This window comes from Fuscovulum sp. (genome assembly GCA_035192965.1).
Taxonomy (GTDB): Bacteria; Pseudomonadota; Alphaproteobacteria; order Rhodobacterales; family Rhodobacteraceae; genus Paragemmobacter.
On record CP136571.1, the window covers coordinates 1,252,569 to 1,268,537 of the forward strand.

Annotated in this window: 19 protein-coding genes; 13 read left to right on the forward strand and 6 right to left on the reverse strand. The window is 64.8% G+C overall.

The features are described from left to right. Window positions 1–23 precede the first annotated feature (23 nt). A complete protein-coding gene (gene mdh, locus RSE12_06150; protein WRH63914.1) occupies window positions 24–986 on the reverse strand; it encodes a malate dehydrogenase in 963 nt (320 codons plus the stop codon). A 153-nt stretch (window positions 987–1,139) separates the two neighbouring features. On the opposite strand from mdh, the gene RSE12_06155 reads away from it, so the two are divergent. Next, on the forward strand, window positions 1,140–1,886 hold the full coding sequence (locus RSE12_06155) for a sulfite exporter TauE/SafE family protein (protein WRH63915.1): 747 nt from the start codon (window positions 1,140–1,142) through the stop codon (window positions 1,884–1,886). Between the two features lie 46 nt (window positions 1,887–1,932). Here RSE12_06155 and RSE12_06160 read toward each other — a convergent pair whose 3' ends face one another. Further along, window positions 1,933–2,241, reverse strand: coding sequence for a hypothetical protein (locus RSE12_06160; protein ID WRH63916.1), 309 nt, complete (start codon window positions 2,239–2,241; stop codon window positions 1,933–1,935). Window positions 2,242–2,434: 193 nt separating this feature from the next. Here RSE12_06160 and RSE12_06165 point away from each other — a divergent pair, with 193 nt between their 5' ends. The 11 genes from RSE12_06165 to RSE12_06215 all read left to right on the forward strand — a co-directional run bounded on the left by RSE12_06165 (window position 2,435) and on the right by RSE12_06215 (window position 10,413). Then, window positions 2,435–3,298 (forward strand): CoA ester lyase, encoded by an 864-nt coding sequence (locus RSE12_06165; GenBank protein WRH63917.1) that lies wholly within the window; start codon window positions 2,435–2,437, stop codon window positions 3,296–3,298. Between the two features lie 68 nt (window positions 3,299–3,366). After that, a complete protein-coding gene (locus RSE12_06170) occupies window positions 3,367–3,915 on the forward strand; it encodes an NnrU family protein (protein ID WRH63918.1) in 549 nt (182 codons plus the stop codon). Window positions 3,916–3,930: 15 nt separating this feature from the next. Continuing rightward, window positions 3,931–4,134 carry a DUF1737 domain-containing protein gene (locus RSE12_06175; protein ID WRH63919.1) on the forward strand — a complete coding sequence of 68 codons (204 nt, stop codon included), beginning with the start codon at window positions 3,931–3,933 and terminating at the stop codon, window positions 4,132–4,134. A 24-nt stretch (window positions 4,135–4,158) separates the two neighbouring features. Further along, window positions 4,159–5,190 carry a MaoC family dehydratase gene (locus RSE12_06180; GenBank protein ID WRH64748.1) on the forward strand — a complete coding sequence of 344 codons (1,032 nt, stop codon included), beginning with the start codon at window positions 4,159–4,161 and terminating at the stop codon, window positions 5,188–5,190. A 63-nt stretch (window positions 5,191–5,253) separates the two neighbouring features. After that, entirely contained in the window at window positions 5,254–6,063 is an 810-nt protein-coding gene (locus RSE12_06185) for a DUF4344 domain-containing metallopeptidase (protein ID WRH63920.1), read from the forward strand. Between the two features lie 227 nt (window positions 6,064–6,290). Then, the gene (sdhC, locus tag RSE12_06190; protein ID WRH63921.1) at window positions 6,291–6,674 is read left to right on the forward strand and encodes a succinate dehydrogenase, cytochrome b556 subunit; all 384 of its coding nucleotides are present in this window, start codon (window positions 6,291–6,293) and stop codon (window positions 6,672–6,674) included. 12 nt (window positions 6,675–6,686) lie between these two features. Next, window positions 6,687–7,058, forward strand: a complete 372-nt coding sequence (sdhD, locus tag RSE12_06195) for a succinate dehydrogenase, hydrophobic membrane anchor protein (protein ID WRH63922.1) — start codon at window positions 6,687–6,689, stop codon at window positions 7,056–7,058. An 11-nt stretch (window positions 7,059–7,069) separates the two neighbouring features. Beyond that, on the forward strand, window positions 7,070–8,872 hold the full coding sequence (sdhA, locus tag RSE12_06200; GenBank protein WRH63923.1) for a succinate dehydrogenase flavoprotein subunit: 1,803 nt from the start codon (window positions 7,070–7,072) through the stop codon (window positions 8,870–8,872). Between the two features lie 128 nt (window positions 8,873–9,000). Next, entirely contained in the window at window positions 9,001–9,336 is a 336-nt protein-coding gene (locus RSE12_06205; protein ID WRH63924.1) for a hypothetical protein, read from the forward strand. A gap of 2 nt (window positions 9,337–9,338) precedes the next feature. Further along, window positions 9,339–9,632: a hypothetical protein gene (locus RSE12_06210; GenBank protein WRH63925.1), complete on the forward strand. Its 294-nt coding sequence runs from the start codon at window positions 9,339–9,341 to the stop codon at window positions 9,630–9,632. A 4-nt stretch (window positions 9,633–9,636) separates the two neighbouring features. After that, window positions 9,637–10,413 carry a succinate dehydrogenase iron-sulfur subunit gene (locus RSE12_06215; GenBank protein WRH63926.1) on the forward strand — a complete coding sequence of 259 codons (777 nt, stop codon included), beginning with the start codon at window positions 9,637–9,639 and terminating at the stop codon, window positions 10,411–10,413. A 74-nt stretch (window positions 10,414–10,487) separates the two neighbouring features. Here RSE12_06215 and RSE12_06220 read toward each other — a convergent pair whose 3' ends face one another. After that, window positions 10,488–11,792 (reverse strand): UDP-glucose/GDP-mannose dehydrogenase family protein, encoded by a 1,305-nt coding sequence (locus tag RSE12_06220; protein WRH63927.1) that lies wholly within the window; start codon window positions 11,790–11,792, stop codon window positions 10,488–10,490. Between the two features lie 113 nt (window positions 11,793–11,905). Further along, a complete protein-coding gene (locus tag RSE12_06225; protein ID WRH63928.1) occupies window positions 11,906–13,213 on the reverse strand; it encodes a DUF2793 domain-containing protein in 1,308 nt (435 codons plus the stop codon). A 180-nt stretch (window positions 13,214–13,393) separates the two neighbouring features. Between RSE12_06225 and galE the strand changes: the two genes are divergently transcribed. After that, complete coding sequence (galE, locus tag RSE12_06230; GenBank protein ID WRH64749.1) at window positions 13,394–14,371, forward strand: UDP-glucose 4-epimerase GalE; 978 nt, start codon at window positions 13,394–13,396, stop codon at window positions 14,369–14,371. A gap of 182 nt (window positions 14,372–14,553) precedes the next feature. Here galE and RSE12_06235 read toward each other — a convergent pair whose 3' ends face one another. Together RSE12_06235 and RSE12_06240 are read right to left on the reverse strand one after the other, a co-directional pair. Continuing rightward, entirely contained in the window at window positions 14,554–15,570 is a 1,017-nt protein-coding gene (locus RSE12_06235) for a LacI family DNA-binding transcriptional regulator (protein ID WRH63929.1), read from the reverse strand. 51 nt (window positions 15,571–15,621) lie between these two features. After that, window positions 15,622–15,957: a hypothetical protein gene (locus RSE12_06240; GenBank protein WRH63930.1), complete on the reverse strand. Its 336-nt coding sequence runs from the start codon at window positions 15,955–15,957 to the stop codon at window positions 15,622–15,624. Window positions 15,958–15,969 lie beyond the last annotated feature (12 nt).

The window sequence follows — 15,969 nt, forward strand, 5'->3', positions numbered from 1 at the left end:
TGGATTAGCATGAAAGCGGGCGGTCAGGCCAGCGACGGGTCGATCCCTTTGCAGGCGGCGACGAGGCCTTTCACGGCGTCGATGGATTTGTCCATCATCGCCTGTTCTGCAGGGTTGAGCTTGATGTCGACGATGCGTTCGATGCCGCCTGCGCCGATGATGGTGGGAACGCCCACATACATGCCGTCAAGGCCATAGGCGCCCTTCACATAGGCGGCGCAGGGCAGGAGGCGTTTCTGATCCTTGAGGAACGCCTCTGCCATTTCGATGGCCGAGGTGGCGGGGGCGTAGAAGGCCGAGCCGGTTTTCAGCAGGCCCACGATTTCTGCGCCGCCATCCCGGGTGCGCTGAACGATGGCATCCAGTTTTTCCTGCGTGGTCCAGCCCATGGCCACCAGATCGGGCAGCGGGATGCCGGCCACGGTGGAGTAGCGGGTCAGCGGGACCATCGTATCGCCATGGCCGCCGAGGACGAAGGCAGTGACATCGCGCATGGAGACGTTGAATTCGGTGGCGAGGAAGTGGCGGAAGCGGGCGGAGTCCAGCACCCCGGCCATGCCCACCACCATGTTGTGCGGCAGGCCCGAAAATTCGCGCAGCGCCCAGACCATCGCATCAAGCGGGTTGGTGATGCAGATGACAAAGGCGTTGGGGGCATGCTTGCGGATGCCTTCGCCCACGGATTTCATCACCTTGAGGTTGATGCCGAGCAGGTCGTCGCGCGACATCCCCGGTTTGCGCGGCACGCCGGCGGTGACGATGCAGACATCGGCCCCGGCGATATCGGCGTAATCATTGGTGCCTTGCATCGTGGCGTCGAACCCTTCGGACGGGCCGGACTGGGCGATGTCGAGCGATTTGCCCTGCGGCGTGCCTTCGGCGATGTCGAACAGCACCACATCGCCGAGTTCCTTGATGGCGGCGAGGTGGGCGAGCGTGCCGCCGATCTGGCCTGCGCCGATGAGGGCGATCTTGGGTCGTGCCATGGTCCGGGTCTCCCGTCTTTTGGTGTGAGTCGGGCGCGTTGCTACGCCCCTGCGGCGCGTCTGGCAAGCGTTCCGGTATGCCACGGGATGCGGCAAAGGTGGTAGGCGCGGGGTGTTTGCGCTAAACGCCGTGGGCGAAATGCGGGGGGGCGTATGGAAGGCTGGGGGTTCTGGGTGGCGGCCGTGGTGGCGGCGATGCTGGTGGGGGCCGGCAAGGGCGGGATTCCCGTGGTGGGGATGCTGAGCGTGCCGGTCCTGTCGCTGGTGATCAGCCCGCTGACGGCGGCGGGGCTTTTGCTGCCGGTCTATGTGGTGTCGGACATGTTTGGGCTCTGGGCCTATCGCAAGGCCTATGACGGGCGGGTGCTGGCGATCCTGCTGCCGGGGGCGGTGGCGGGGATCGGGGTGGGCTGGGCCACTGCATCGGTGGTGCCAGAGGAGTGGGTCACGGTGATGGTGGGGGTGATTGGGCTGGTGTTCAGCCTGAACCTGATCCTGCGACCCAAGCGCGATGCCGCGCCGCGCCGGGCCGAGGTGGCGCCGGGGCTGTTTTGGGGGGCGATGTCGGGGTTCACCAGTTTTGTCTGCCATGCGGGCGGGCCACCCTATCAGGTGTATACCCTGCCGCTGCGGATGACCAAGACGGTGTTTGCCGGCACGTCGACCATCGCCTTCACGGTGATCAATGCGGTGAAGCTGATCCCTTACTGGGCTCTGGGGCAGTTGAACCCCGCGAACCTGCATGTGGCGGTGCTGTTGATGCCGGTGGCGGCGGTGGCGGTCTTTGCCGGGGTGTGGCTGGTGCGGGTACTGCCGGAAAAGCTGTTCTTCCGGCTGGTGACCTGGGCGCTGTTGGCGATTTCGGTGAAGCTGATCTGGGATGGTGCGACCGGGGTGTGATCCGGGCGCAAGAGGTGGGGCTTTGCCTGCCCGCGCCCGGTTGGGATCAGGCGGGGTCGCCGGGCGGGGGCAGGGCTTCGGCAAGGGACTGGAAGTTGTCGCCCGCCGCAACCAGGCAGGTGATGCCGTCGGGGCGGGTGATGGTGATGGTCCAGCTGCCCGATTGCGCGGCGTAAAGCTCCATCACCACGCCGGTCTGGGCAAGGCCGATGGCGCGGCGGCTTTCGCCGTAGCGTTCCGCGAGGGTGATGGTGATGACGTCCCGCTTGCCGCATTGCAGGGCGGCGGCGGGGGTGGCGGCGAGCAGGGCGGTCAGCAGGAGTGTGGGCAGCAAGGGGGCGGGGCGGCGGATCATGGCAATCTCCCTTCATGCAGGGCGGGGACGGCCCCCGCGGGAAAAGCGTTGCGCAGAGGCGCTGAAGAAAGGTTAACGCCGGGTTCGGTCTGATCGCTGCGTCACGAATTGCTGCGACGCGGCATTTTGGGGCTTGCCGAAACTTCCGAAATCGTGCCTTTGAGCGAAAGAATATTTCGCGGAGACGACTCAGATGACACGCCCCTTCCGCTCGGTTCTGTACATTCCGGGGTCAAAGGAGCGGGCGCTGGAGAAGGCGCGCGATCTGGCCGCGGATGCGATCATCTTTGATCTGGAGGATGCGGTCGCCCCGGAAGAGAAGGCAGCGGCGCGGGTCACGTTGGCGCGGTTTCTGGAGGAAGTGGATTACGGCCCGCGCGTGCGGATCGTGCGGATCAACGGCTTTGATACCGAATGGGGGCGCGCGGATGCGGCGGCCTTTGCCAACCATCCCGGCGCGGATGCGGTGCTTGTGCCCAAGGTGAACAGCCCTGCCGATCTGGATGCGGTCGCGGCCGTGGCAGGGGACAAGCCGCTTTGGGCGATGATGGAGACGGCGGCGGGGATGCTGAACGCCGCCGCGATTGCCGCCCATCCCCGGCTGGAGGGGATGGTCATAGGGACCAACGATCTGGGGCGCGAGTTGAACAGCCGGTTCCGGGCGGACCGCCTGCCGATGATGGCGGGGCTGGGGCTGTGCCTGCTGGCGGCAAAGGCGCAGGGCCGGGTGATCGTGGACGGGGTTTACAACGCCTTCAAGGATGAGGCGGGGTTGCGGGCCGAATGCGAGCAGGGCCGGGATATGGGATTTGACGGCAAGACGCTGATCCATCCGGCGCAGTTGGAGATTGCCAACGCGGCCTTTGCCCCGAGTGCCGACGAAATCGCCCTGGCCGAGCGGCAGATTGCCGCCTTTAACGCCGCGCGGGGGCAGGGGCAGGGTGTGGCCGTGTTGGACGGGCGGATCGTGGAAAACATGCATGTGGCGACGGCGCAGGGCATTTTGGCGCGTGCGCGGGCAATCGAGGTGGGGGCGATTGCGGCGGGGGCCGATTGAAGGCAGGGTGCGCGGCAGGATTGACCCCGCCGGACCCCCCCCACTCGAAACCCAAAGAGGACTGACCCATGACCCTGCTGATCCTTGGCGTAGCTTTGTGGTGGGCTGCCCATCTATTCAAACGCATGGCCCCTGATGCGCGGGCGCGGCTGGGCGATCCCGGGAAAGGGATCGTGGCGGTCGCCGTGCTGGCATCTGTCGTGCTGATGTATTTCGGCTATGGCGCGGCAAAGGCGGATGCGGCGGTCTGGTGGGGACGGTCGCCCGCCATGGTGGGGATCAACAACCTGCTGATGGTGCTGGCGGTTTACCTTTATGCGGCATCCGGTGCGAAATCGGCGCTGGCGCGGAAGATCCGTCATCCGCAACTGACGGCGGTGAAGACATGGGCGGTGGCGCATCTGCTGGTGAATGGCGATCTGCCGTCGTTCATTCTGTTTGGCGGGCTGCTGGCCTGGGCAGTGGTGTCGGTCATCCTGATCAACCGCGCGCAGCGGGAATGGACGCCGCCGGTGGCCAAGCCGGGCGCCGAGGTGAAGGCCATCGTGGCGACGGTGGTGGTCACGGTGGTGGTGATGCTGATCCACAACTGGCTGGGCTATCAGCCCTGGGGTTGATTGGGGGATGAAGGGATGAAGCTGTATCGGTTCCTGTCCGAGGATGACACGTCGGCCTTTTGCCACAAGGTGACGGCGGCGCTGAACAAGGGCTGGGCGCTGCATGGCGCGCCCACCTATGCCTTTGATGCGGCGCGTGGCGTGATGCGCTGCGGGCAGGCGGTGGTGAAGGATGTGCCCGGCACCTATACGCCGGATGTGAAACTGGGCGAGCAGTAAGGCGGGCGGCCTGTGGGAATGATGATGAAGACCAATCCGGGGCGGTTCTTTGAGGATTACAGGCTGGGTGAGGTGATCATCCATGCCGTGCCGCGGACGGTGAGCGGCGGGGAGCGGGCGCTGTACCATGCGCTCTACCCCGCGCGGCATGCGCTGTATTCATCGGATGAATTCGCGCGGGCCTGCGGTTTGCCAGCCTCGCCCATGGATGACCTGATCGCCTTTCATACGGTGTTCGGCAAGACGGTGCCGGATGTCAGCCTCAATGCGGTGGCGAATTTGGGCTATGCCGAGGGGCGGTGGCTGGCCCCGGTCTGGCCCGGCGATACGCTGCGGTCGGAATCGACTGTGATCGGGTTGAAGGAAAATTCGAACGGCAAATCCGGCGTGGTCTATGTGCGGACGCGCGGGATGAACCAGCGCGGCGTGGTGGTGCTGGATTATGTGCGCTGGGTGATGGTGAAGAAGGCGCGGCTGGACGCGCCGGCACCCGAGGCGGTGGTGCCCGTGTTGGCCCCGGCGGTGGCGGCCGAGGCGCTGGTGGTGCCGGAGGGGCTGAATTTCGGCCGCTATGATTTCGCGCTGGCCGGGGAGCCGCATCGCTGGGGCGATTATGCGGTGGGCGAGCGGATCGACCATGTCGATGGCATCACCATCGAGGAGGCCGAGCATATGCTGGCCACGCGGTTGTGGCAGAACACCAGCAAGGTGCATTTCGACGTGACCCAGCGCGAGGATGGGCGGCGGCTCATCTATGGCGGGCATGTGATTTCACTGGCGCGGACGCTGTCGTTCAACGGGTTGGCCAATGCGCAGATGATCGTGGCGCTGAACGCGGGGGCGCATGCGAACCCCTGTTTCGTGGGCGATACGGTGCGGGCGTGGTCAGAGGTGCTGGACCGGGCCGAGACATCGGCGCCCGGCGTGGGCGCGCTGCGGTTGCGGCTGGTAGCGGTGAAGCAGGGGGCAGAGCCCTTTGCCCTGCGCGGGGCGGATGGGAAATACCTGCCCGAGGTGCTGCTGGATCTGGATTACTGGGCGTTGGTGCCGCTGTGAGCGGGCGTGTGATCACAAAATCCCGCTTGATCGGTGCGTTGCTTTCGGCATGATGGCGGCATCATGTTGCGTGTGACCTGTTCCCTTTTGCTGTACCTGTCGCTGGCCTTTGGGGCGGCGGCGGAAGGCCTTGGCTACAAGGGGGCGGAGAAGGCCGTTGTCGCGCCGGAAGGCGAGGCGCTGGCCGGGGAAGAGCTGGAGCTGACCGATGCCGAATGGCATGTCCGCGATGTGATGCTGTCGATCTTTTATCACGAGCTGGGCCATGCGCTGATCGACGTGATGCAACTGCCGGTGCTGGGCCTGGAAGAGGACGCGGCGGATGTGCTGTCGGTCGTGATGATCGACCGGCTGTGGGATGCCGAATCGTCCGAGGCGAAGGTGGCGGCGGCGGCGGATTTCTGGTGGACCAGTGCGATCGAGACGGCGGAAGCGGGCTATGAGCCGGCTTTCTGGGGTGTCCATTCGCCCGATGAACGGCGCTATTTCACCTATCTTTGCCTTTATTACGGGGGCGCGCCCGAAGAACGCGAGGCGCTGGCGCAGGACTATGGCCTGCCCGAAGACCGCGCGGTGACCTGTCCGGATGAGTTCGACCTGGCCGCCGCGTCCTGGGGCGTTTATCTGGACGAGCTGGAGGCGGCGGGGCCGGGTGAAAGCCTTGTATGGCAGGGCGAGGCAGAGCCTGCGGATTATGTTGAGGCGGCGATACTGGAAGAGGTGGACTACCTGAATTCCATCTGGACGCTGCCGGAACCCGTGGGCGTGCAGGTTGCGCCCTGCGAAGAGGCCAACGCCTTTTACGACCCCGAGGCGAAGATGATCACCATGTGCAGCGAGATGGCGGAGTATATCCTGTCCACGGCGCCGTGATGGTTTGCCCGGTTAAGGTTAAAGTGTGATCACAAATTTTTCTGGCGTGATCACAAATCAAAGAATCTTGGTCGTTTAGCGCCAACAGGCTGCAACTGCGGCGTTCTGATGCGTGACTTGCCTTCAAAAAACGCTATTCAACCGTAGTATAAGACAAAGGATGCGCGCCCGCCGGTGCGGACCGATCATCGGACCGGATGGGCAAGCCAGCGACGAAGGGAACGAAGATGGCTGATGTGAAGCGGGTTGAACGGCCCCTGTCGCCGCATTTGCAGATCTACCGCCCGCAACTGACCTCGATCACGTCGATCCTTACGCGGATCACGGGGAACGGGTTGATCGTGGGAACGGTGCTTGCGGTGTGGTGGTTGCTGGCGGCAGCGACATCGGCGGAATACTTCGCCATTGCCGATGCGGTGGCGACAAGCTGGTTCGGTGATCTGGTGTTCACGCTGTCGGCCTGGGCGCTGTGGTATCACTATCTGGCGGGGTTGCGGCATCTGGTGTTCGATGCCGGCAAGGGGCTGGACATTCCCACGGCAGAAAAGCTGGGATGGGGCTGCATCATCGGATCGGTCGTGCTGACGATCCTGACCGTCATCATCGTATAAGGGGGGCGGGAGATGCGTTATCTGACCGACCGCAAGCGCGCCGTGGGAAAAGGCGCGTCGCATACCGGGACCGAGCATCATTGGCAGATGCAGGTGAGCGCGGTGGCGCTGGCCTTTCTGTTGCCCATCTGGGTGTTCATCTTTGGCCGGGCGCTGGGGCAGGGGCATGAGGCGGTGCTGGCCACCTTTGCGCGGCCGTTCCCGGCGATCGTGACGGCGCTGGTGCTGTTTGTTTCGATGCGCCATTTCGCCAAGGGCGCGCAGATGATGATCGAGGATTACGCCAAGGGGCATACCCGCAAGGCGCTGGTCATCGCGGCGATTTCACTTTCCTACGTGGTGATGGCGACGGGGTTCTATGCCCTTGTCCGCATCGCGATCTGATTGGGGCTGACATGACGGCTTATCCGTACGAAGTGCATGACTATGACGTGGTTGTCGTGGGGGCTGGCGGTGCCGGTCTGCGCGCGACGCTGGGCATGGCAGAACAGGGGCTGCGCACGGCCTGCGTGACGAAGGTCTTCCCGACGCGGTCGCACACAGTGGCGGCGCAGGGCGGGATCGCGGCGTCCCTTGGGAACATGGGGCCGGATTCGTGGCAATGGCACATGTACGACACCGTGAAAGGGTCGGACTGGCTGGGCGATACGGATGCGATGGAGTATCTGGCGCGCGAGGCCCCCAAGGCGGTGTATGAGCTGGAGCATTACGGGGTTCCGTTTTCCCGCACGGAAGAGGGCAAGATCTATCAGCGCCCCTTTGGCGGCCACACGACCGAGTTCGGCGAAGGCCCGCCGGTGCAGCGCACCTGTGCGGCGGCGGACCGGACGGGGCATGCGATCCTGCACACGCTGTATGGGCAATCCCTGAAGAACAACGCCGAGTTCTTCATCGAGTATTTCGCGCTGGACCTGATCATCACGGATGGGGCCTGCACGGGCGTCGTGGCGTGGAAGTTGGACGATGGCACGATCCATGTGTTCAACGCCAAGATGGTGGTGCTGGCGACGGGCGGCTATGGCCGGGCCTATTTCAGCGCAACCTCGGCCCATACCTGCACCGGGGATGGTGGCGGGATGGTGGCGCGGGCCGGTCTGCCGTTGCAGGACATGGAATTCGTGCAGTTCCACCCGACGGGGATTTATGGTTCCGGCTGTCTGATTACCGAAGGCGCGCGTGGCGAGGGCGGCTATCTGACCAACGCCAATGGCGAGCGGTTCATGGAACGCTATGCGCCGCATTACAAGGATCTGGCGCCGCGCGACTATGTCAGCCGCTGCATGACGCTGGAGATTCGCGAAGGCCGGGGCGTGGGCGCGAATGGCGACCACATCCACCTGCACCTGAACCACCTGCCCAAGGAGACGCTAGATCTGCGCCTGCCGGGGATTTCAGAGTCGGCGCGCATCTTTGCTGGGGTGGACCTGACGAAAGAGCCGATCCCGGTTCTGCCGACGGTGCATTACAACATGGGCGGTATTCCGACGAACTACTGGGGTGAGGTGTTGAACCCCACGGCGGAAACCCCGGATGCGGTGTTCCCCGGCCTGATGGCGGTGGGTGAGGCGGGCTGTGCCTCGGTGCATGGCGCGAACCGGCTGGGATCAAACTCCTTGATCGACCTTGTGGTGTTCGGCCGTGCGGCGGCCATTCGCGCCGGGCAGATCGTGGATCCGAAAACGCCAGTGCCGGCGGTGAACAAGGCCGAGGTGGACAAGGCGCTGACGCGGTTCGACGCGACGCGCCATGCCAACGGCGCCACGCCCACGGCGGCCCTGCGGTTGGAGATGCAGCGCACGATGCAGGCGGATGCGGCGGTGTTCCGGACCGAAGCGACGCTAGCCGAAGGCGAGAAGAAGATGACCGCGATTGCGGGCAAGATGGGCGATATCAAGGTGACCGACCGGTCGCTGGTCTGGAACAGCGATCTGATGGAGACGCTGGAACTGGGCAACCTGATGCCCAATGCGCTGGCCACGATCTATGGCGCGCATGCCCGGACGGAATCGCGCGGTGCGCATGCGCATGAGGATCACCCGACGCGGGATGATGCCAACTGGCGCAAGCATTCGCTGGCCTGGGTGGATGGCGACAAGGTGCGGCTGGACTATCGCGCCGTGCATACCGCGCCGCTGACGACGGAAGCGGAAGGCGGGATCAGCCTGAAGAAGATCGCCCCTGCAGAGCGGAAGTTCTGAGGATGGGCATGGCGCGGCAGGTTTCATCGGCAGGGAAGCGCCCGTTTGGCGCGGGCCTTGGCCTGTGGGTCTGCGGCGCTGGCGCGGGCTGTGGCAGGGTAGGGACTTCTGACAAAGGAGGTTCCGCGATGCCCCGTTCCCTTGCGCGCTTTGGTGTTCCCGTTTTGGTTGGTGCCAGCATGTTGCTGGCGGCCTGTTCGCCGCAGGACATGGCCGACAAGATCGGGCGGCGTACGGCGGAAACCGTGGTGCGGCCGATCGTCGATGATCGGCTGGCCGGGCCGCAGGCCGATGCGGCGACGCGCTGCGTGGTGCAGAATGCCAGTGCGGCTGAAGTGCAGACCTTGGCGCGGGATGTGGGCGTTTATGCCGGGACATCGACCGAGGCCACCGTCTGGGCCATCGTGGCGCGCAGCGAGACGCAAAGCTGCCTTGCGGCGGCTGGCGTGGCGTTGGGGGCATAGCGATGCGCGCGCTGGTTCTGTTGCCGATTGTGGCGCTGGCGGCCTGCGGGCCGATCCCGGTGGACCGGGCCGAGCAACAATGCCTGGACCGGGCGCAACTGGCGGCCAAACCACGAGGCGAGGTCAGCGCCGGGGTCACATCGAATGGCGGGCCAAAGACACGGCTGAAGGTTGAGGTGTCGTCCGACTTCATCCTTGGGCGCGATCCTTCGGCGATCTTTGAGACCTGCGTCTATCAGAAATCCGGGCAGCCGCCGACGCGGCCGCTCTACTCATTCCCGGAATGGAGGGGATAACCCGATGGTTCAGTTCACGCTTCCCAAGAACAGCAAGGTCCGCACGGGCAAGACATGGCCCAAGCCTGCGGGGGGCAATGTCCGCAAGTTTCAGGTCTATCGCTGGAACCCCGATGATGGGGAAAACCCGCGGGTGGATACCTATTTCGTGGATATGGACAGCTGCGGGCCGATGGTTCTGGACGCGCTGATCAAGATCAAGACCGAGATTGACCCGACGCTGACCTTCCGCCGGTCCTGCCGTGAGGGGATTTGCGGGTCTTGCGCGATGAACATTGGCGGGATCAACACGCTGGCCTGCATCTATGGGCTGGATGAGGTGAAGGGGGATGTGAAGATCTATCCGCTGCCGCACCTGCCGGTGATCAAGGATCTGGTGCCGGACCTGACGCATTTCTATGCCCAGCATGCCAGCATCATGCCGTGGCTGGAGACCAAGACGAACCGCCCGGCCAAGGAGTGGCGGCAGTCGATCGAGGATCGCAAGAAGCTGGACGGGCTTTATGAATGCGTGATGTGCGCGTCGTGCAGCACCTCTTGCCCGTCTTACTGGTGGAATGGCGACAAGTATCTGGGGCCGGCGGCGCTGCTGCACGCCTATCGCTGGATCATCGATAGCCGCGATGAGGCGACGCCGGAGCGGCTGGATCAGTTGGAAGATCCGTTCAAGCTGTATCGCTGCCACACGATCATGAACTGCGCCAAGACCTGCCCCAAGGGTCTGAACCCGGCCAAGGCGATTGCAGAGATCAAGAAGATGATGGTGGAGCGGGTGGTGTAACACCGCCCGTCATCGGAAACAGGAAAGGCCGGGGTTTGTGCCCCGGCCTTTTGGTTTTTCCGGGTGTTTTGCGTTCAGCGGCCCACACCGACATAGGTTTCGAACCCGGCAGCCAGCACGTCTTCGCGGCTATAGATGTTGCGCAGGTCGGCCATGCGGGGGGTGTTCATCTTGCGCGCCAGTTTCGCCAGATCGAGGGCTCGGAATTCGTTCCATTCGGTGAGGATCACCAGAACATCGGCCCCCTGCGCGGCGTGATAGGCGTTTTCCACCCAGCGGACATGGGGAAGCAGCGCCTCGCCCTCATGCTGGCCTTGCGGGTCCATCACGCGGACCTTGGCACCGCCGCCCACAAGCGCAGGCACGATGGTGAGCGAGGGCGCATCGCGCATGTCATCAGTGTTGGGTTTGAAGGTGACGCCGAGGATGCCCACCGTTTTGCCGTTGAGGGTGCCATCCAGCAGATCGACGATCTTGTCGAGCATGCGCAGCTTGACCTGATCATTGACCTTGATGACGGTTTCCACAATCTGCATGGGTACTGCGTTTTCCTGCCCGATGCGGGCCAAGGCCTTGGTATCCTTGGGGAAACAAGACCCGCCATAGCCGGGGCCGGCATGGAGGAATTTGTTGCCGATGCGGCCATCGAGGCCGATGCCTTTGGAGACGGACTTGATGTCGGCCCCCACGCGTTCGCACAGCGCCGCGATTTCGTTGATGAAGGTGATCTTGGTCGCGAGGAAGGCGTTGGCGGCGTATTTGATCATCTCGGCCGATTCCAGATCGGTGAAGACGATGGGGAAATCGCGCAGAAAGAGCGGGCGGTAAATGTCGGACATCACCTTTTTGGCACGGTCATTTTCCACGCCCACCACCACCCGGTCAGGGCGCATGAAATCGTCGATTGCCGCGCCTTCGCGCAGGAATTCCGGGTTGGAGGCGATGTCGAAATCGGCGGCGGGGCTGGAGGCGCGGACGGCCTCGGCCACTTTGCGGTTGGTGCCGACGGGGACGGTGGATTTGGTGACGATGACAGCATAGCCGGTGAGGGCGCGTCCGATTTCTTCGGCCGCGGCCATGACATAGCGCAGGTCGGCATGGCCATCGCCGCGCCGGGTGGGGGTTCCCACAGCGATGAAGACGGCATCGGCCCCGGCGACCGCCTCGGCCAGATCAAGGGAAAAGGACAGGCGTCCGGCGGCGACGTTCTTGGCCATCAGGTCCTGAAGGCCGGGTTCAAAGATCGGGATTTCGCCCGCGTTGAGACGGTCGATCTTGGCGGGGTCTTTGTCGACGCAGATCACGTCATGCCCGAAATCGGAAAAACACACCCCGGAGACGAGGCCGACATAGCCTGTCCCGATCATCGCAATCTTCATGACTCTGCACCTGTTCCCAACGGACCTTTGACACAGCCTGTGTAGGGCAGGGCGATTCGTGCTGTCAAACGGCCCCTGCGATCTTTGCGATGACAAAGGCGCAGGGGCGTGGATCAGGCCACGCGCAGCCAGATGGCGGTGGCGGCGGCAGAGTTGATCTCTGTCGAGGTGAAACCCCAAGGGGCCGGGGCAGGGCTGCCCCAGGCGATGGTGCGGCGCAGCACCTTGCGCGCGGCGGTGATGGGGGCCGTACCGCCGTTCACATCGGGGGTGGCGGTGGTGGGCCAGACCGACAGGGTGGCGGTCGATGCATGGCGGATGCCGAGCCAGACGGTCCGCCCCTGACGCAGGTTGAGGGCGACGGTGGCCGATTTGGCCCCGGTGGTGGACAGGTCGAGATCGGCGGTTTCCAGAATCTGGGCATCGGGGCGGCCGTTGGCATCGCTGGCATAGATCAGGATGCGGGCCAGTGCGCCCGCGACAGCGGTGGTGCAGTTCAGCAAAAGCCGATCAACCGTCAGGTCGGCGCGCGACTGAAAGGGAAAGAGGTCGATGCGCCCGGCAGCCCCGGCCAGCGTGCCGAGCGTGCCGCCGCCCGCGCCAGTTGTCGTGAGGACGAGGTCACCGGCGGGCGGGATGAGCGAAGGGATCTCTCGCTGGCCATCAAGGCGGTGGGTCAGGCCCCCGGCCTGCGCGCGGATCTGATCGGTGGCGGCATTGTGCCAAATCGTGCCATTGGCGGGGTTTGCGGGATCAGCCATCAGCCCGTGCAGGATCACCGGCTGTGGCAGGGTAACGCTGCCCGTGGCGGGATCAGCGGTGAGAGCGGTGGCGAAGGTGGTGCCATTGCCGCTGACCTTGATGGCGAAGCTGTCGCCGCCGGTCAGGCCCATTTCGGCGCGGCCGGAATAGCCAGTCTGGAACAGCAGGCTGGCTGTATCGGCGGGGTTGGCCTTGTTGACCTTGATCTGATGGCCTGCGCCGTCGTGATCGAAGAGCGATGCGGGCGAGGACAGGGTCAGGCGGTTGACGGCATCGGCAGTGGCGGCAATGCCAAGGCGTGGCAGGGTTTCCGGCGGGGTTTGTGCGGCAACCCAGGTGGTGCCGTCATGGGCGAGGGTTGTGCTGTCCGACAAAACGCGGGTCAGCCAGCCCGCGCGGGGGGTAAGGAAGGCCCAAGCGCCGCCCCAGAAGGCTGCGACCTTACCTTCGTGACCTTGCCACAGGCCGGTGGCGGGGCTTGCCACGATGTGGCGGTCGCCCTCGGCCGGTTGGGCAGGCGGTTCGCTGCGCGTGCGGTCGATCACGGCCAGGTGGACCAGCAGATCCAGCAGGCGGAGCGCTTCGTTATGGGTGACGTGTTTCTGCGCCTGGGCGGGCAGGATCAGCGGCAGCGCGAGGAGGGGGGTATCGTCGGACATCGGGAACCTTCTGGCCAGAGGATTGGCCGCGAAGGTTGGCTTGCGATGGTGAACGGCAGGAAAACGCGGCGCGCGCTGGGCTGGTGGTGGCATCGAGTGGGGCAGGAGGGATGCCCCTTTGTCTTTGTCCGGTCAGGCGGTTAGCATGGCGGGAATGAGAGACGGATGAGGGCAAGAGCCGTGGTGCAGCATGTTCTGGTAACGGGGGGCGCGGGCTATATCGGCGCGCATGCCTGCAAGGCGCTGGCGCGGGCGGGCTATGTGCCGGTCTGTTTCGACAATCTGTCGACGGGTTGGGAAGCGGCGGTGAAGTTCGGGCCGCTGGAGCGGGGCGATCTGATGGACCGGGCCGCGATTGATGCGGCGCTGGCCCGGTGGAAGCCGGTGGCGGTGATGCATTTCGCGGCGCTGTCGTTGGTCGGCGAGTCCATGTCGGACCCCGGGCGCTATTGGCGGGTGAATGTGGGCGGGGCGCTGAACCTGATTGAGGCCTGTGTGGCGGCGGGGGTGGAGCGGTTCGTGTTTTCATCGACCTGCGCGACCTATGGCGATCAGGATGGGGTGGTGCTGAACGAAGACACGCCGCAGCGGCCGATCAATGCCTATGGCGCGTCGAAGCTGGCCATAGAGCAGATGCTGGGGAATTTCGGGGCGAGTCATGGGCTGCAATCGGTGGTTTTCCGCTATTTCAACGTTGCGGGGGCCGATCCGGACGGCGAGGTGGGCGAGCGGCACGAACCGGAGACTCATCTGATCCCGCTGATGCTGGATGCGGTTGAAGGCAGGCGCGCGGCGCTGACGGTATTCGGCTCGGACTATCCGACGGCGGATGGCACCTGCGTGCGGGATTATGTGCATGTGACCGATCTGGCCGAGGCGCATGTGCGGGGGTTGCGCTGGCTGGAGGGCGGCAAGGGGAGCCGGGTGTTCTGTCTGGGCAGCGGGACTGGCTATTCGGTGCGTGCGGTGCTGGACCATGCGCGCGTGGTCACGAACCGCGCGGTGCCGGTGGTGGAAGGCGCGCGGCGGGCCGGGGATGCGGCGGCGCTGGTCTGCGGATCGGAGCGCGCGCGGGACGAATTGGGATGGGAGCCGGAGCGCGGGCTGGAGGCGATGATCCGTGATGCCTGGCGCTGGTCGCAGGGCGGGGGGTACTGAGGGGAAGCCCCCTTGCTTTTGGTAGATGCCCGTTCCCGCCCTTACCATTTGCCAATGGAGACCGAAGTGGAGGGTTTCGGGTGGCAGGCGTGATGGTGCGGTCGTTGGGGCCGTTTCAGGGCCGAAGCAACACCCTGCCAGACAGTACGCAAAGTGAAGCGGGCAAGCGCGCGGGTTTTGGCCTAGCCGGTCGATTGCCGGATCAGCAGTTCGGGTGAAATGGCGATCCGCGCCGGGGCGACTTGCCGCCCATCCAGTATGTCGAGGATCAGCGCCGCAGTGCGCGCGCCGATGTCGTTCGGGAAGGGATTGATCGTGGTCAGTGCGGGGACAGAGATGCCGGCGATTTCGTAATCGCCGAAACCGGCGATCCAAAGCCTGCCCGGCACCGCGACAGCGCGCCTTTGGCATTCGGTCAGGGCACCGAAGGCCGACAGGTCGGAGACGCAGATCACCGCCTGCGTGTCGGGGAGCGTTTCCAGCAAGCGACCCATCGCCTCGGCCCCTTCGCGGATCGAGATCGGAGGCGCCCCGGCCGCGATCAGGCGGGTGGCGTCCAGCCCGTGTTCCTGCATCGCCGCGATGAACCCGACGCGGCGGTCGGCACCGCGGGTGTCGCGGGTCGTATCGCCCCCGATGAAGGCGATCCGCGTCAGGCCCTGCGCCACGAAATGATCCACCATTCCGCGCACGGCGTCTGCGTTTGAAAAGCCTATGACATGGCCGATGGGATCATTCGGCAGATCCCAGGTTTCGATCACCGGGATGCCTGCGTTTTCCAGCATCCGCCGGGCGCGGGGGGTGTGGCGGCCCCCGGTAACGACAATGGCTTCGGGGCGGCGGCGAAGGAACTGTTCGATCAGGCGTTCTTCTTCGGCCATGTCGTAATCGGTGTAGCCCAGCAGGATTTGCAGCCCGCGCGGCTTGAGCCCTTCGGACAGGCCGCGCACGGTTTCGGCAAAGTTGGCGTTGTTGAGCGAGGGGATGGTGACGGCGATGAAATCTGTCTTCTGGGACCGCAGGTTGGAGGCGGTGCTGTCGAACACATAGCCCAGATCATCGGCCGCCTTGAGGATGGCATCGCGTGTTGCGCTGCTGACCGAACTGTCGGCCTTGAAGGCCCGGCTGACCGTCATTGGCGAGACGCCGGCAAGACGGGCGACATCGGCCATTGTCGGAGACTTGCGGGCGGTGCTCATGTGGCTTGTCTAGCCTTCGTGCGGGTGAAAATCCAGCGTCCAGACGCGGTTTCAGGCCGGGTCAAAGCTGTGGGCGGTGGTGACGTGGTGGTGGATACGCCCTGTGAAGAAGCGCGACAGAACCGCTTCGGTTGCGGCGCGGCCCTCCATACGGATCGGGTGGTCGAGGAAGGCGTCAACGGTGGCGCGATCCGGCCAGTCGATCGCTAGGATGAGCGGAAATTCCGGCGCCCCGGCATCGCGGTCATCGGCGAAGGTGACATGGATTGCAAGCGCGCCGGGAAAGCGGCGCCAGACGGGCAGGATTTCGGCCAGCACGGCGGCGCGGAAGGCTTCGGTCTGGCCGGGGTGAACGGTGCCTTCGAAAAGGGCATAGCGGGTGATCATCGGGTGAGTTCC

Coding starts and splice junctions, on each gene's coding strand:
- mdh (WRH63914.1), bottom strand. CDS start 986: ATGGCACGACCCAAGATCGCCCTCATCGGCGCAGGCCAGATCGGCGGC.
- RSE12_06155 (WRH63915.1), top strand. CDS start 1,140: ATGGAAGGCTGGGGGTTCTGGGTGGCGGCCGTGGTGGCGGCGATGCTG.
- RSE12_06160 (WRH63916.1), bottom strand. CDS start 2,241: ATGATCCGCCGCCCCGCCCCCTTGCTGCCCACACTCCTGCTGACCGCC.
- RSE12_06165 (WRH63917.1), top strand. CDS start 2,435: ATGACACGCCCCTTCCGCTCGGTTCTGTACATTCCGGGGTCAAAGGAG.
- RSE12_06170 (WRH63918.1), top strand. CDS start 3,367: ATGACCCTGCTGATCCTTGGCGTAGCTTTGTGGTGGGCTGCCCATCTA.
- RSE12_06175 (WRH63919.1), top strand. CDS start 3,931: ATGAAGCTGTATCGGTTCCTGTCCGAGGATGACACGTCGGCCTTTTGC.
- RSE12_06180 (WRH64748.1), top strand. CDS start 4,159: ATGAAGACCAATCCGGGGCGGTTCTTTGAGGATTACAGGCTGGGTGAG.
- RSE12_06185 (WRH63920.1), top strand. CDS start 5,254: ATGTTGCGTGTGACCTGTTCCCTTTTGCTGTACCTGTCGCTGGCCTTT.
- sdhC (WRH63921.1), top strand. CDS start 6,291: ATGGCTGATGTGAAGCGGGTTGAACGGCCCCTGTCGCCGCATTTGCAG.
- sdhD (WRH63922.1), top strand. CDS start 6,687: ATGCGTTATCTGACCGACCGCAAGCGCGCCGTGGGAAAAGGCGCGTCG.
- sdhA (WRH63923.1), top strand. CDS start 7,070: ATGACGGCTTATCCGTACGAAGTGCATGACTATGACGTGGTTGTCGTG.
- RSE12_06205 (WRH63924.1), top strand. CDS start 9,001: ATGCCCCGTTCCCTTGCGCGCTTTGGTGTTCCCGTTTTGGTTGGTGCC.
- RSE12_06210 (WRH63925.1), top strand. CDS start 9,339: ATGCGCGCGCTGGTTCTGTTGCCGATTGTGGCGCTGGCGGCCTGCGGG.
- RSE12_06215 (WRH63926.1), top strand. CDS start 9,637: ATGGTTCAGTTCACGCTTCCCAAGAACAGCAAGGTCCGCACGGGCAAG.
- RSE12_06220 (WRH63927.1), bottom strand. CDS start 11,792: ATGAAGATTGCGATGATCGGGACAGGCTATGTCGGCCTCGTCTCCGGG.
- RSE12_06225 (WRH63928.1), bottom strand. CDS start 13,213: ATGTCCGACGATACCCCCCTCCTCGCGCTGCCGCTGATCCTGCCCGCC.
- RSE12_06235 (WRH63929.1), bottom strand. CDS start 15,570: ATGAGCACCGCCCGCAAGTCTCCGACAATGGCCGATGTCGCCCGTCTT.
- RSE12_06240 (WRH63930.1), bottom strand. CDS start 15,957: ATGATCACCCGCTATGCCCTTTTCGAAGGCACCGTTCACCCCGGCCAG.